Annotated in this window: 16 protein-coding genes; 6 read left to right on the top strand and 10 right to left on the bottom strand. The window is 39.3% G+C overall.

The annotated features are described in order from the left end of the window. Positions 1 to 56 precede the first annotated feature (56 nt). The 3 genes from B9T36_RS10035 to B9T36_RS10045 form a co-directional block, all read right to left on the bottom strand. Entirely contained in the window at positions 57 to 578 is a 522-nt protein-coding gene (locus tag B9T36_RS10035) for a hypothetical protein (protein ID WP_086209348.1), read from the bottom strand. Positions 579 to 641: 63 nt separating this feature from the next. Next, positions 642 to 1,418, bottom strand: coding sequence for a TIGR03915 family putative DNA repair protein (locus B9T36_RS10040; RefSeq protein WP_086209349.1), 777 nt, complete (start codon positions 1,416 to 1,418; stop codon positions 642 to 644). A 1-nt stretch (position 1,419) separates the two neighbouring features. Further along, positions 1,420 to 2,679, bottom strand: coding sequence for a putative DNA modification/repair radical SAM protein (locus B9T36_RS10045; RefSeq protein ID WP_086209350.1), 1,260 nt, complete (start codon positions 2,677 to 2,679; stop codon positions 1,420 to 1,422). A 205-nt stretch (positions 2,680 to 2,884) separates the two neighbouring features. Here B9T36_RS10045 and B9T36_RS10050 point away from each other — a divergent pair, with 205 nt between their 5' ends. After that, positions 2,885 to 3,937, top strand: coding sequence for an NAD(P)H-dependent flavin oxidoreductase (locus B9T36_RS10050; RefSeq protein ID WP_086209351.1), 1,053 nt, complete (start codon positions 2,885 to 2,887; stop codon positions 3,935 to 3,937). Between the two features lie 42 nt (positions 3,938 to 3,979). Here B9T36_RS10050 and dusB read toward each other — a convergent pair whose 3' ends face one another. The 3 genes from dusB to B9T36_RS10060 all read right to left on the bottom strand — a co-directional run bounded on the left by dusB (position 3,980) and on the right by B9T36_RS10060 (position 6,277). Next, positions 3,980 to 5,005, bottom strand: coding sequence for a tRNA dihydrouridine synthase DusB (gene dusB / locus B9T36_RS10055; protein ID WP_086209352.1), 1,026 nt, complete (start codon positions 5,003 to 5,005; stop codon positions 3,980 to 3,982). Positions 5,006 to 5,289: 284 nt separating this feature from the next. Continuing rightward, the gene (locus tag B9T36_RS19330; protein ID WP_265733400.1) at positions 5,290 to 5,424 is read right to left on the bottom strand and encodes a hypothetical protein; all 135 of its coding nucleotides are present in this window, start codon (positions 5,422 to 5,424) and stop codon (positions 5,290 to 5,292) included. After that, positions 5,417 to 6,277 (bottom strand): DMT family transporter, encoded by an 861-nt coding sequence (locus B9T36_RS10060; protein WP_086209353.1) that lies wholly within the window; start codon positions 6,275 to 6,277, stop codon positions 5,417 to 5,419. The genes B9T36_RS19330 and B9T36_RS10060 overlap by 8 nt, the downstream gene beginning before the upstream one ends. A gap of 126 nt (positions 6,278 to 6,403) precedes the next feature. Between B9T36_RS10060 and B9T36_RS10065 the strand changes: the two genes are divergently transcribed. From B9T36_RS10065 to B9T36_RS10080, 4 genes are all read left to right on the top strand, one after another. Beyond that, the gene (locus B9T36_RS10065) at positions 6,404 to 7,798 is read left to right on the top strand and encodes a PLP-dependent aminotransferase family protein (RefSeq protein ID WP_086209354.1); all 1,395 of its coding nucleotides are present in this window, start codon (positions 6,404 to 6,406) and stop codon (positions 7,796 to 7,798) included. Between the two features lie 217 nt (positions 7,799 to 8,015). After that, a complete protein-coding gene (locus B9T36_RS10070; RefSeq protein ID WP_086209355.1) occupies positions 8,016 to 9,221 on the top strand; it encodes a DUF1615 family protein in 1,206 nt (401 codons plus the stop codon). Next, positions 9,188 to 9,844 carry an HAD-IB family hydrolase gene (locus B9T36_RS10075; RefSeq protein ID WP_086209356.1) on the top strand — a complete coding sequence of 219 codons (657 nt, stop codon included), beginning with the start codon at positions 9,188 to 9,190 and terminating at the stop codon, positions 9,842 to 9,844. The genes B9T36_RS10070 and B9T36_RS10075 overlap by 34 nt, the downstream gene beginning before the upstream one ends. 160 nt (positions 9,845 to 10,004) lie before the next feature. Beyond that, positions 10,005 to 10,205: a hypothetical protein gene (locus tag B9T36_RS10080; protein WP_086209357.1), complete on the top strand. Its 201-nt coding sequence runs from the start codon at positions 10,005 to 10,007 to the stop codon at positions 10,203 to 10,205. Positions 10,206 to 10,242: 37 nt separating this feature from the next. Here the strand turns inward: B9T36_RS10080 and B9T36_RS10085 are convergent, their stop codons facing one another. Continuing rightward, positions 10,243 to 11,337: a fatty acid desaturase family protein gene (locus B9T36_RS10085; RefSeq protein ID WP_086209358.1), complete on the bottom strand. Its 1,095-nt coding sequence runs from the start codon at positions 11,335 to 11,337 to the stop codon at positions 10,243 to 10,245. A 14-nt stretch (positions 11,338 to 11,351) separates the two neighbouring features. Further along, complete coding sequence (locus tag B9T36_RS10090) at positions 11,352 to 12,419, bottom strand: ferredoxin reductase (protein ID WP_086209359.1); 1,068 nt, start codon at positions 12,417 to 12,419, stop codon at positions 11,352 to 11,354. 140 nt (positions 12,420 to 12,559) lie between these two features. Between B9T36_RS10090 and fabR the strand changes: the two genes are divergently transcribed. Next, complete coding sequence (gene fabR / locus B9T36_RS10095; protein ID WP_086209360.1) at positions 12,560 to 13,255, top strand: HTH-type transcriptional repressor FabR; 696 nt, start codon at positions 12,560 to 12,562, stop codon at positions 13,253 to 13,255. Positions 13,256 to 13,286: 31 nt separating this feature from the next. Here fabR and B9T36_RS10100 read toward each other — a convergent pair whose 3' ends face one another. Together B9T36_RS10100 and B9T36_RS10105 are read right to left on the bottom strand one after the other, a co-directional pair. Next, positions 13,287 to 14,102, bottom strand: coding sequence for an alpha/beta fold hydrolase (locus B9T36_RS10100; RefSeq protein ID WP_086209361.1), 816 nt, complete (start codon positions 14,100 to 14,102; stop codon positions 13,287 to 13,289). Between the two features lie 144 nt (positions 14,103 to 14,246). Then, a complete protein-coding gene (locus B9T36_RS10105) occupies positions 14,247 to 14,513 on the bottom strand; it encodes a PAAR domain-containing protein (protein WP_086209362.1) in 267 nt (88 codons plus the stop codon). Between the last annotated feature and the right edge of the window lie 87 nt (positions 14,514 to 14,600).

Raw genomic sequence — 14,600 nt, forward strand, 5'->3', positions numbered from 1 at the left:
AAAAAATTCTTAAAAAGCCCACAACATTTTGGGCTTTTTACATTCATTCATCAGTATCAATTCAATGCTGCTTTTAAGTTACAACCATAATTCATCGTCTGCTGTACCTGACGATATGTACTATAACGATTGATAATAAAATCATAAAACTGTTCAGGTGAGCTAAAATTTTGTTTTAAGTTTTCTTGTTCAGTATGTGGAAGCTCCACATCACTGATAAGCTCTAAATTATAATGCCCTAAACGATACATTTCAGCAAAATAACCGTTCATCACATCACAATAAGCAATTTTGCTGGGTTTAAGCGCGCTACGGCTAACCAAATGTTGATTCAATGTTTGAAGATTATTTACATCCAAAGGCAGTTGCTGAGCAAAAGCAACACTTTCTTTTTTCTTTAATTGTTGAAAATCTCGCACTAATTTTTCATTAAGCTGACTAAAGCGCTGTTGCAAATTTGCAGCATCTTTAACGTGATAATGACTCGGATTAACTTTCACGCTAGCTTGATCTGCCTCTGAACATGCAACAAGATTTAGACTTGAAACAATCGCAGCGGTGGAAATGTACTTTATCATGCGATAAACACCTAAAAATAATCATGCTGCGGCATTATGCCCTAAAGCCTTGTTTATGGGCAGTTATATTATTTTCTCATTCAAGTATCGCCAATAGCGCTTAGGTACAAATTGAACATGCAGCTTGAGGTTTTTTCTCGCTTCGATATTGATACTTTTAAAATAATCTTTCCATAATTGATCATACAGTCGTTCATCGTCATCCAATTGAATACTAAACGACTGACTATGTCCTACTTTGTAAGCAAGGTCGAGTTGCTCAACCTCCATCTTCACTTGATGCACCATTGTTAAATCATAATAAATACCGAAATGTCGTTTTTCATCATAAATCAGCCATCTTTGATCTTGATAACGATTTTTAAAATGCCGTTCAATTAAGGGAAGAACATTAAAATCAGGTTGGATGAGACTCAAAAATAGTCCATCACGGCATTTTTTAAACCGCACAAAAGCCTCCATACGATGCTTCTCTCGACCCACCTGTTTGGCCCACTGCGAAACAGCCAACACATCCGCATGTGCATAGTTTTGGTCAACTACTTGTGTATTTTTAAATATATAAATACAAAAGTTAAAAAGATGCTGATGTGCCTGCTGTTGCTCTGACAGAAAACAATAATAAAAATACCGTAAACTGATGGGGCTGACTCTTTGTCTCAAGCCCTGCCACACTCGCTGTGCATGCTCCTCATTTGAAGCGACATCAATATATTCATCAAACAGACCCGCTTGTGTATTATCAGCAATAAGTCTCACATCAAAGTCTTTGAACTGAAAACTTCGATACACACAACTCAGTAGCCCAGTCATGGTTTGATCAAAGCAGTACATTGTCATGTTAAAAACCAAAACCTAGTTGAGGAGAAAGCTGTTTTTGGTATTTGGATAGACCTGACTGTAAAATCTGTTGACGAATCTGACTGGTCGAGAGCTCTTTTTTAAATTTTACGGTATCAACACAGCGAATAAAATGCTGTGCCCGATTGTAAGCAATACCCATACGCTTTAGTTGATCGATATGAATCTGCCCAAAACGCCGAGCTTGCACAATTTTTTTAGCCGATTGAACACCTATACCCGGAACACGTAAAATCATACGATAGTCTGCATGTTGAATATCAACAGGGAAATGCTCAGGGTTACGCAGTGCCCAGCTTAGCTTCGGGTCAATGTCCAAATCTAAATTCGGATGCTGATCATTCACGATTTCCTGCGCATCAAAACCATAGAAACGCATGAGCCAATCCGACTGGTACAGCCGATTTTCTCTTAATAATGGTGGCGTAGAACCCACGACAGGAAGCATTTTCTCCTGTTCATTGATTGGGATATAACCTGAAAAATATACTCGTTTTAACTGATAAACCTTATAGTGATGATCCGCCATTAAAATAATATCTTTGTCTGTTTCTTGATGTGCACCTACCACCATCTGTGTAGTTTGACCTGCAGGTACAAACTTCGGTACGTGCCGAATCAAACGTCGTTCATCACTCAACTGAATCAAGCGATCTCGTACAATAGCTAAATCCTTTTGTACCTCAGCATGTGACTTCTCGGGTGCAAACTGCTTTAAGCCAACTTCCGTTGGCATTTCCAAGTTAATACTCATGCGGTCTACATATAAACCAGCCTCGGTAATAATCTCTTGGGAAGCGCCTGGTATCGTTTTTAAATGAATATAACCATTAAAGTTTTCTTCAATGCGTAACTTTTTCACCACTTGTAGCATTCGCTCCATGGTGAAATCAGCTGATTTAAAAATACCTGAACTGAGAAATAACCCTTCAATATAATTGCGGCGGTAAAAGTTGATGGTTAAATCCACTACTTCTTGTACGGTAAAAGCGGCCCGTTTGACATCGTTAGAGCGTCTAGAAACACAATACGAACAATCAAAAATACATACATTTGAAAATAGAATTTTAAGTAATGAAACACAACGTCCGTCTTCCGTATAACTATGACAGATGCCATTTCCTGTATTACCCAACCCTTTCGCTTTGTTTTTACGATTGCTTCCACTAGAGGAGCAGGACACATCATATTTAGCTGCATCAGCTAAAATTTGTAACTTTTCACGAATACGATCGCTCATGACTCACTTCGGTAAAATCAAAAACAAAAGTATAAAAAATTTCGGTCCTAAAACATGTAGAAAGACTGCTTTCAACGACACTGTTTGTCGCTATACAATAAAATGTGATACTCAAGGTTTCTGTATTTTTCGATAAAATAATGAATATTATTTGCCAATTCTGCTGTGCTTGGGCAAAGTGTTGATATGAAAAAGGAGCAAGCACATGTCTTTATTATTAGAACGCCTTGGAATTAAGCATCCTATCTTTCTCGCACCTATGGCAGGTGTCTCTACTCCAGAACTTGCAGCAGAGGTTTCAAATCAAGGTGGACTCGGCTCACTAGGCTTAGGTGCCAACACAGTAGAAACAGCTCGTACACAAATTTTAAAAACTCAAGAACTGACTGAGCAACCATTTCAGGTCAACTTTTTCTGCCATCAAAGTGTTGAACTTGAACCCATAGCATCACAGGCATGGATTGATTTTCTAAGACCTCATTTTGAACAATACCATGCAGAACCCCCTACACAGTTGCACTGTATTTATCCAAGCTTTTTAGACAACGATGACTACTTAAATGTCGTACTCGAAACTCGCCCTAAAGCAGTAAGTTTTCATTTTGGAATCCCACACCCTCATCAAATACAAGCCCTAAAGGATGCGGGTATTTTAACCATGGTCTCTGCAACAAACTTAGCGGAAGCACGGGCAATTGAAGCTGCAGGTATAGATATTATCATTGCGCAAGGCACTGAAGCTGGTGGTCACCGCGGAATATTTAATGAACTTTTTGATAGCGCAATTCGGACTGTCGATCTGGTTCAGCTTTTGGTAGAGCACTGTCAATGTCCAATTATTGCCGCTGGCGGCATCATGAATGGTGCGCAATCTCAACAAATGTTAAACCTAGGGGCGAGTGCAGTCCAATTGGGTACAGCATTTGTACAGTGTAAAAGTTCAAATGCAAATGATGCCTATCGTCATGCGTTATTTCATGAGCAAATTACGCAAATTAGCGCCAGCATCTCAGGTCGTCCCGCACGAGGACTTCTAGGTCACTGGCATACGCAAGTCGACTTACCAAACCGCCCTGCAGTCGCTGCTTATCCATATGCTTATGATCTTGGAAAACAATTACATGCTGCTGCCAGTCAACAAGGTGATCACGGCTTTGGTGCTTTTTGGGCTGGAAGCAATGTTTCTCAGATTCGTGAACTTGAAGCTCGTGATTTAATTAATCAACTCTTAGTCGAAATGCAACAAGCCAATTATTAAGTCATTCTATCTTTTAGCTAAGCTCCAATAATGGAGCTTTTTTTATTTGGTTTCCAATAGGTTAACTTGTTCCACCTGCACATCACTCATTGTTTCACCATGCGCAAGCAACTGATCAAAGTAGTCTGCAACCACTTTAAATTGCTCAGTTGTGCTTTCAACTTTATACATGTTTTGGCGGAACTCATTACTTGAGCGTAAGCCTTTGGTGTACCAAGCAATATGTTTACGTGCAATTCGACAGCCAGAGTATTCACCATAAAAACTATACAATTCAGAAAGATGCCCCTGCAACACCTCTTTAACTTCCTGAATATTAGGTGCAGCCAAATGCTCCCCTGTGTCCAAATAATGTGCTATTTCACGGAAGATCCATGGACGCCCTTGCGCTGCACGACCAATCATAATCGCATCTGCGCCAGTATAATCAAGTACATATTTAGCCTTTTCAGGACTATCAATATCTCCGTTGGCAATGACTGGGATTGACAATATTTGTTTGACTTCTTTAATCAGACTGTAACGTGCGGTGTTCAAATACATATCTTCCCGAGTACGACCATGCAGTGCTAATGCTGCAATACCCGCCTCTTCTGCACGCTTCGCCACCCGTAAAATATTTTCATGGCCATTTAAAAAACCTAAACGCGTTTTGAGTGTCACAGGAACATCAACCGCAGCAACAACTTCATCTAAAATACGAGCCACCAAGTCTTCATCTTTTAAAAGTGCAGAGCCTGCCAATTTATTACAGACCTTTTTTGCAGGGCAACCCATATTAATATCTACTATTTGCGCACCATTTGAAACTTGATAGCGCGCGGCTTCAGCAAGCTCTTTGGGATCTGATCCTGCAATTTGTGCAGAAATCGGTGCTAGTTCACCATCAAAATTGGCACGGTATAAACTCTTCTTACTCATGCGAAGTGTCTGATCTGAGGTCATCATTTCGCTGACCGCATGCCCTGCACCAAAATATTTGCATAATGTGCGGAATGGACGATCAGTAACACCTGCCATCGGTGCAACAATCAAATTATTTGAAAGTTGGTATGGGCCAATATACATATAGATTCATCATATTTTCGACCGAAACAGTATACTGCATCTATTCTTTCGGCTCATCTTTTATGATGTGGTCTTCTTTTATGGAAGAAACGGTTTCTTTTGCTATTGAAGTACTAAGGGTTCGTAATCTAAATAATAGTAGAATCAGTTATATCTATTAAAAAATAGACTCTGTCGCACAAGGTCAGCTCTCCCCAAAGAGTCGAATACCACTATTTATAAAAAAGATTTACGAACCATTCGTAAAAATAATTAAGCAACTAACGCCTGAAATGCTTGTAACCCTACCCCTCTAAATCCTGAATCTCAATACATGTCCAAAGCTTTAAAGGAGTTTTATGATCCACGCTTAAACCCAAAACAAAACCCTCACCATGTTGAAAGTCGACTGCTGAGGATAAAAATTTTCCTTTAGGCATAATTTTTTGCCCCAACAGCACAAAGTACAGCAGCCAAAGTTACAACTAACATCGTCCAACTTACTGTTTCGTGTAACAACCATCCTGCCAATGCAAGCCCAATAAAAGGCTGAAATAATTGCAGTTGCCCCACAGCTGCAATTCCACCCTGTGCCAATCCACGATACCAAAAGACAAAACCTAACAACATGCTAAAAAATGAAACATATCCCAATGCAATCCATGCAGATGTACTAATAGCATGAAAAGATGCTGGCATCGTAAATAGTGTTAAAAATAACATCGGCGGCAAAGATAAAACCAAAGACCAACTTATTACTTGCCAACCGCCTAAATTTCGAGATAATTTCGCACCTTCTGCATAACCCAATCCACACAGAATAATTGCTATAAGCATGAGAATATCCCCCTTCCAAGAAACTCCCATATCCCCAGTAGCCGCATAACCTGCGACAAAAGATGCTCCAGCAAGTGCAAATAACCAAAAATATGGTTTGGGACGCTCCCCACCACGTATAACAGCAAATATTGCGGTACAAATAGGTAAAAGACCTAAAAAAACAATTGAATGTGCAGATGTAACAGACTGTAGTGCAAAAGCTGTTAACAATGGAAAACCTATCACTACACCTATTGCAGTGACCACAAGTGAAGGAATCTCCTTTTTCTGTGGATGTGGCTGACGGAATAATAGGAGTAAGGCTAACCCAAATACTCCTGCAATTGTGGCACGGGCACTGGTCAAAAAAATCGGTGTAAAGTCTGCAATCGCTACGCGTGTTGCAGGTAGAGATCCAGCAAAAATTACAACACCAATCAATCCATTGATCCAACCATTTTTCAGTACTTTCATTTAACAGGTCTCAAATATTCAACCACTCAAATTGAACATGAATCCCTCTTTTTAAACCAGAAACAATTCAGTACAATTATTAGAAACTGTTATGTATATAAATCCAATACAGCTTAGAGTGAAGTCATGCGAAGCCATACCCGTATTAATGCAGTCATGCAAGAAATTAAGCTAAAAATTACTTCTCGTACTTATTTACCAGGTCATCGACTCCCTTCTGTCCGGCTCCAAGCTCGAACAATGCATGTGTCAATTTCTACCGTTGTTGAGGCTTATGAACGTTTAATTGCGGAAGGCATGATTATTTCCAAAGCTGGTTCTGGCTTTTATGTCTCAGGACCAATCGCTCCCCTTTCGTTGACTCAAATTGAACCTCAGCTTGATCGGGAGGTCGATCCCTTATGGGTCTCTAGACAAGCTCTTGAAACAGGCGTTAATGTTTTAAAACCAGGATGTGGGTGGCTCCCGCCAGACTGGTTATATGAAACAGGGGTGAGACGTGCACTTCGGACTATGGCAAAAGCAGATTCACTAGAGTTAGTCGAATACGCAACACCACTGGGGCACCCAGAATTAAGACAATTTATTTCTCGTCGCTTAAGTTCAGTTAAAATTGATGCATGTTCCAATCAAATCATGCTCACGGAATCAGGGACTCAAGCAATTGATTTAATATGCCGGCTGTTATTAGAAGCAGGCGATACCGTTATTGTCGATGACCCATGTTATTTTAACTTTCATGCTCTGCTAAAAGCCCATCGTATTAAAATTATCAGTGTGCCTTACACCCCCATAGGCCCTGATCTAAAAGTGTTTGAATCCATTCTAGAAGAACACTCCCCGCGACTGTATATTACAAATTCAGGTATTCATAACCCTACAGGTGCAGTGCTTTCCCCAGTAATCGCTCATCGTTTGTTAAAGCTAATTGATCAGACTAATTTAGTCATTGTTGAAGATGACATCTTCGCAGACTTCGAACAAAGTCCCGCTCCTCGTTTAGCCTCTTTTGATGGGCTAAATCGCGTCATACACATCAGTAGTTTTTCCAAAACAATTTCTGCATCTATACGTTGTGGCTACATCGCAGCTAAAGAATCTTGGATTGAAAATTTGATAGATTTAAAAATTGCCACTTCTTTTGGGGGAGGAAGGCTGGCTGCTGACATGGCGCTAATTGCATTAAAAGACAGCGGTTATCGAAAACATATGGAAAACATTCGCGCACGATTAGCGTATGAAATGCTGCAAGTAGCTACCAAACTTGAAGCATTGAAAATTCAGCCATGGATCATGCCACAATCAGGTATGTTTTTATGGTGTAAACTTCCCGATGGTTTGGATGCAGCCGTTATTGCTAGAGAATGTTTAAAAGATGGGGTGGTATTAGCCCCTGGAAATGCATTTAGCCAATCATTGAGTGCTCAAAACTTTTTAAGATTTAATGTTGCCCAATCTAGGGATGAACACATTTTTTCGACTTTAAAGAAAGTTCTTGCACAGTATTCTGTTGAGTTATAAATAAAACGAGAAAACCTAATCTCTTTATTTCCAACATATAACAAAGAACAGTCTTAATCCTTATTTTGGCTATAGACCTCACATGACAACCATACTCAATCAAATGATTTGACAGTTATCATCAACCAATATACATATAAAATTCATCACTTTTTCGACCAACATAGTATACTGCATCTGCTGTTCTAGCTTGTCTTTTATCATGTGTTCTCTATTTATGAATAAAAAGCTGTTTCTTTCTTCTGGTTTAAAAACATTAAGTGTCTTGGCCATATCTATAGGCTTAACCGCCTGTGGTGATCGCTCATGGTGGACAGATGATGAGCCAAAGCTCAATGCCGAGCAAATTGCCCGTATCATTCCAGGACGTGTCAATGATCGAAGCTCATGGGCAAAAGATATCTACGAAATTTCAGAACAATTAGGTATTCCTCAAAACAAAGAGAATATGTGTTCAATTATTGCTGTAGTCGATCAAGAGTCGAATTTTGTGGCTGACCCAGAGGTCTATGGTCTAGGTGAGAAAGCAGTAAAAGAAGTTCAAGAACGCTTGGATGAAAAATTTAAAGATAAACTGGGTGATGCCATTGGTGGCACCATTGCAGGCTATTTTCAGCAGGTACTAAAAGAACAGCCAAGCCCTGAAGATAACTATTTAAGCCAAATGCGTCGTGTCAAAACAGAACGTCAGTTGGATGAGCTTTACCGTGAAATTTTTGACTATATGTCTAATCATTATCACGTCAGTGCATTGACTGGAGCTGCTAAACTTGTAGGGCAAGACGTTGGTGAAAAAATGAACCCCGTTACAACCCTTGGATCAATGCAAGTACACATTGGCTATGCTAAAGAACATAAACGCGAAGGTGGCAGTATGGCTGACTTGCGTACAGACCTTTATAGCCAGTATGGGGGGCTTTACTATGGTATCCATCGACTCATGATGTATCCTGCTGACTATGACAAACCCCTTTATCGCTTTGCTGACTATAACTCAGGCATGTACTCTAGCCGAAATGCTGCGTTCCAAAGCATGCTAAATGACTTAACTGAAGCAGAACTTGATTTAGATGGTGACTTATTGCTTTATGGCAAAGATGGCTCCCCTAAGTCGGCAAAAAGTCAGTCTGAACGTGAATTGATTACGGTGTTTGCTCAACATAACATTTTGGTTACACCGCGTCAGATTCGCTCAGATTTAAAGAAAGAAAAAGAGAAAAAGTTTGAAGATACTGCAACTTATCGCGCAGTGACCAAACTTTATCAAGAGGTCACAAAAAAGGAACCTTTCTATGCCATGATGCCTGAAGTCGTGATTTCTGGTCCAAAGTTGAGTCGTGATTACAATACAAATTGGTTTGCAACCCGTGTCAATGGACGTTACCAATCATGCATGCAACGCTCAAAGCGCATAAAAATTTAGCTTTATTTGACTTTGATGGCACCCTGTATGGAAAAGACAGTTTTACAGGGTTCATTTTCTATGTGCATTCAAAGCGACATATTGCTTTACAAGGGCTAAAAGTCCTCCCCTATATTCAAAGCTATTATTTAGGTTTCTATCCTGCACATCAAATGCGCCCGAAACTTTTTCAGGCCATGTTTAAACAGGCCGAAATTAAGGAAATTGATATGCATGCAAAGCTCTATGCAGAGCGCCTCATTCAAGGTCTTAATCCTGCGTTGTATAGCCAACTTAAACAACACCAAAACTTAGGCGATGATGTTGTCTTAGTCTCCGCTTCAATTGATATTTATTTAAAATATGTGTGTGAAATACTCTCGATTGATTTGATCTGCACGCAGGTAGAACAAAATCAACAGCGTTATACGGGACGCTATCTAACTCCTGATTGTAGCTGTGAGCAAAAGGCTGTCCGTATCCAAGAAAAATATGAGCTTGATCGCTACCATGCTGTTTATGCTTATGGCAACAGTGTTGAAGATATGCAAATGTTGTCCTTAGCCGATTTCACTTATTTTGCAGGAACAGATGCACAGCTTCCTGACCTCTCTAATCACCCCAATCATCGGCAAATTAGTTAATTATTAAGGCATGCTTAATATTTAACCATATTAAAATTTTAAATATATTTATTATTAAAATTCAGCCATCTTTATTTACCAAAAAATATATTTATGATAAATTTTTACGAATAAAAATATTTTTGAAAACCATCCCACTTTATTATAAAAAGGCATCAATATGGATCAGTTTTCTCCACCAAAGTATGTCAAGGGTCTTTCTATCAAATTTGGTGAGAGCCCTTTTGTGCTATTGGCGCAGTTTGCTTTTAATGCATCTAAACAAAAATGGTTAAAACATGAAATTGAGCATGTACTCCACATCGCAAAACAAGGTGATTACGATCATTTAGTAAAAACCTTACGTCAATTTAGTAAATAGCATAAAAAAGCCACTTCATATGAAGTGGCTTTTAAACTTACTTTTTAAAAGGAAATGCGTATTTAACAATACGTTTTATCACACTGCCATATTGTTTTACCAAGCTGGCATTATTGTAATTTAAACCATATTTTTCACATACTGCTTGTACTTTTGGTGCCATTTTACGGTAGCGACGTGCAGGAACATCAGGATACAAATGGTGTTCAATTTGGTGACTTAAATGTCCAGTCAAAATATGGAACGCTTCTGATCCAGTTAAATTTGATGATCCACGAATTTGACGCATATACCAGTGACCACGACTTTCATTTTCCAGTACTTTTTTCGGGAAAACTTCGACATCCTTAGTAAAGTGCCCACAGAAAATGACACTAAAAGTCCAAATATTACGGATGCCATTTGCTACCATATTCCCCGCAAATACAGGCAGTGCAGCAGGACCTGCAATCAGTGGGAAAAATACATAGTCTTTAAACAGTTGCTTACCAATCTTACGTTGCATCGGTTTCCATTCAGCTAAAGTTTGCGCTTTACTCTTACGACCTTTGAAATATTTACCCAACTCCAAATTTTGAATCGCAACTCCCCATTGGAACAATAAGCAAAATGGAATGCTGTAAAGGGGTTGTAATAAAAAGCCAGGTTTCCAACGCTGTTCGGGGAATAAGCGAAGCAGTCCATAACCAATATCATCATCCATTCCTTTAATATTGGTATAGGTATGATGCTTATAATTATGGGTTTGACGCCAATTATCTGATGTGCCTACGATATCCCATTCATAGTTTGGACCATTAAATTTAGGGTCATTCATCCAGTCATATTGACCATGCATTACGTTATGGCCCAACTCCATGTTTTCCATAATTTTGGAAAAACCAAGTAGCCCCGTACCTAGAACCCATGCTGGCGGAAACCACCCAGCAAATAAACAGGCGCGGCCTGCAATTGATGAGTAACGCACTGCTGCATACACACGACGAATATATTGCGCATCTTTTTCACCAATATCATCGAGCACTTCTTGTTTAATGGCATCAAGCTCACGTGCAAGCTCGTCCAACTCAAATGAAGTCAACTCACGATTCTTTGGATTTTTAAAGTATTCAACTTTTACTGGCATATTCATTGTATTTATTCCCCTTATAAATCAACAATAAGATCAGTTTGTGCTGTATTCACACAGATTTTAAGAAAATTTCCAGGCTCAGAGTTTTGCGTACCATTAACCAAACTTTGAGTTGAACCTTCTACTTTATTACATGCACATTTATTACAAATTCCCATACGGCAACCATGTTGCGGTTTGACATTTTGCTGTTCTAAACTAGCAAGAATAGATTGTCCTTTTGGAATACTTAAAATCTTCTTCGACTTGGTTAATGTGATATTGACAAAACCGACTTCATCATTTGTAAACTGGCTCATGCTAAATGCTTCGGTTTTTAGGATTTTCGCTTCACCGAAAAGTGCATCAACCGTAGCAACAAAACCAGAAGGACCACATGCATAAACCGTGGCCTGATCAATCTGAGTCAATCCAGTTAAGTGATCCGCATTTAAGCGCTGATCTGCATCTGGTTCTTGGGTGTAGAAAATACTGAACTGAAAACTTGGATATTGTGTAGCCAATTGTTCAAAATAAGTCTTGAATGCTGCATCTTCATGCTGTTTCACCCAATACATCAAATGTACAGGCTGTGTTTTAAGTTGAGTAGTATGATCCAAACGTTTAAGTAAGCTCAACATGGGTGTAATACCACTACCAGCAGCCAACAGGATCAATTCAGGATCATTTACAGTCAACTTCATGTCACCATAAGGCTGGCCAAACTCTAAAATATCGCCAATTTGAGTCTGTTCACACAGCCAATGACTCACTTTACCTTGATCCACTTTTTTCACGCTAAGCAACACATGCTGAGCATCTAGTTGAGTCAAACTGTAAGTTCGTTCGTAACGAATGCCCTGTACATCAACATAAACGGGATGATGCTGTCCCGCTTGGCCCATTTGAAAATGACGGTTAATTTGGATCGTCAAACTCACCATGTCATGTGCTGCTTCTTCTTTTTTCACCACTTTGCCTAATGCTTGGTGGATTGACCATAGTGGGTTAATTTTCTGGAGCCAAAAGTTTGCTGTATGTCTATCTACAACACTCTCAGCGAATTCAGTTAAAGGAGATTTTGTTCTTTCAAGGATATGCATAGTAAACGACCACGCCATAGATTTTGAATTATTATACACATGTATATATATTTGTATATATATTCCAATTGTTTCGTTTCGTTTCACAATGCCGACCAGTGGGGCTATAATAAAAGTCTTGATTTAATTGCTTGATAAATATGACACCGACCACCATTCAAACTCATACAACCAACACCGAGCATGAAGCTTCAAAACCCCATGCACCAGTGCTTGCACGTAGTGTCGGTCGAAAAGCAACAATCACAAAAGACGAACTATTCCAAGCTGCTTTAAATTTAATTGGTCCTGAAAAAAGTATTGCATCTCTAAGTTTGCGTGAAGTTGCACGTGAAGCAGGCATTGCACCGAACAGTTTCTATCGTCACTTTAAGGACACGGACGAACTTGCAATTGAGTTAATTGAGCGTGCAGGTGTTGTACTACGTCAGATTTTGCATGAAGCACGCATTAAGGCGATTCGCCAAGAAAGTATTATTCGTAGTTCTGTTGAAGTATTTATTGAACAGCTAGATGCTGACGATGGCAATTTGAGTCTGTTATTACGTGAAGGTTATACAGGTTCCACTTCGTACAAAAGTGCAGTAGAGCGACAGTTAAACTATTTCCAGCAAGAACTTAAAGACGACTTAATTCGTTTAGAACGTTTAAACAACAGTAAACTCTTCCACCCTGAATTAGTCGCAATGGCAATCACCCAATTGGTATTCAATATGGGCGCCAAAGTGATTGATATGCCAAGTGTAGAGCGCAAGCAAATGGCTGAACAAACCATGATCATGATCCGCATGATTTTAGAAGGTTCACGTCATCTTGACGAAGCCATGATTCGTTGATGGCTTAACGCGAACATTCTTTACTCAGGGTTTAGTTAACTTGGCCTTGTTTTTCAATCAATTGCTGTACAAAATCTGCAGTCTGTTCAGGTTTCTCAAGTGGAAACATGTGGCTACCTTCTAGCACACTATAGTTGATGCCATAGGTTTTTTTCATCCCTTGTGGCAAACCCTGCTTATAAAAATGACTATTTTTTGCAGTAATAAGATGTATTGGCATGTTAGGTGCTTTGCGTGGGGTACGCCACCACCATGCAGGGACTGTTCTAAAAATTTTGGCTTCAGTCTGTTTAGGAACAGCAAGTGTCACGCCACTTCGTATTGGATCAACTTTCAAACCGCACTCAATAAAATCAGCAAAACACTGTTCATCAAAGTCCTTAAAAATACGATTAGGTCTTAGTGTTTGACTGGCTTGTTCAAGGCTTTCCCAATGATCTCGACGCTTAACGGTGACTGCCGCTGGGGTCAATTTATCAACCGACTTTGAACCCAGTTTTTGCAAAACTTCAAATAAAAATGCTTTAGGCCCAATCACAAATGGTGGGTCCATGATAATCACTTGCGAAAACAGCTGTGGTTTTTTATAGGCCGCCATCAAAGTGAGTAAGGAACCAAAAGAATGCCCTAAACCAATCACTTGTTGCTGGGGGAACTGCTGTTCTATATCTAAAATGACTTGATCCACCAACGCTTCCCAACGATATTCCACAGGATAGTGCGGATCTAGACCAATCATCGGAATGGCTTTAACATTAAAATCGTTGCTTAAAAAACGGAATAACTTTTGATAACTAGCAGATGGAATACCATTTGCATGGGTAAAGTGTAAGGCAGGTTTGCTCATATCTCTTTAAATCTATTTTTTCATACCGTGTTTACCATAGTCATTTTTGAAAATGAACGGAATGGCAAGACATGAAACATACGTCCCAACATTTGAGCATTTATGCCAGTTTCATGACTAGCAATAGAAGCATTCTAAATGACATCACTTGGCTGAAACTGTTAAGTTCTGATTACCTAGAAAAGTAGCGCCACAGTTAGTTTTGTCTCCTGCAATCACCACAGCACGCCCCAAGACTGTTGTGCTCTGGTCTGTTGCAATCGCAGAAACCACCATTCGGCACTTCGGACAAAAGTGTTTCATTCCATTTAAGTGCACAGCGATACCATTAATTACGAAACTGTTTTCGCACTCAATGACTACACCACCATGTGTTGTTTTTGAACCCATTGTGATTAAAGCTTTAGGCATAATTTATTATTCGATAAGTTAGAGTTTTAATGTTGAAAATTCTAGCATAAGCAAGCGCTTAAAATTTCAATAGATTACTTTTCAAAT

Origin of the sequence: Acinetobacter sp. ANC 4204 (genome assembly GCF_002135205.1) — a bacterium.
Lineage (GTDB): Bacteria > Pseudomonadota > Gammaproteobacteria > Pseudomonadales > Moraxellaceae > Acinetobacter.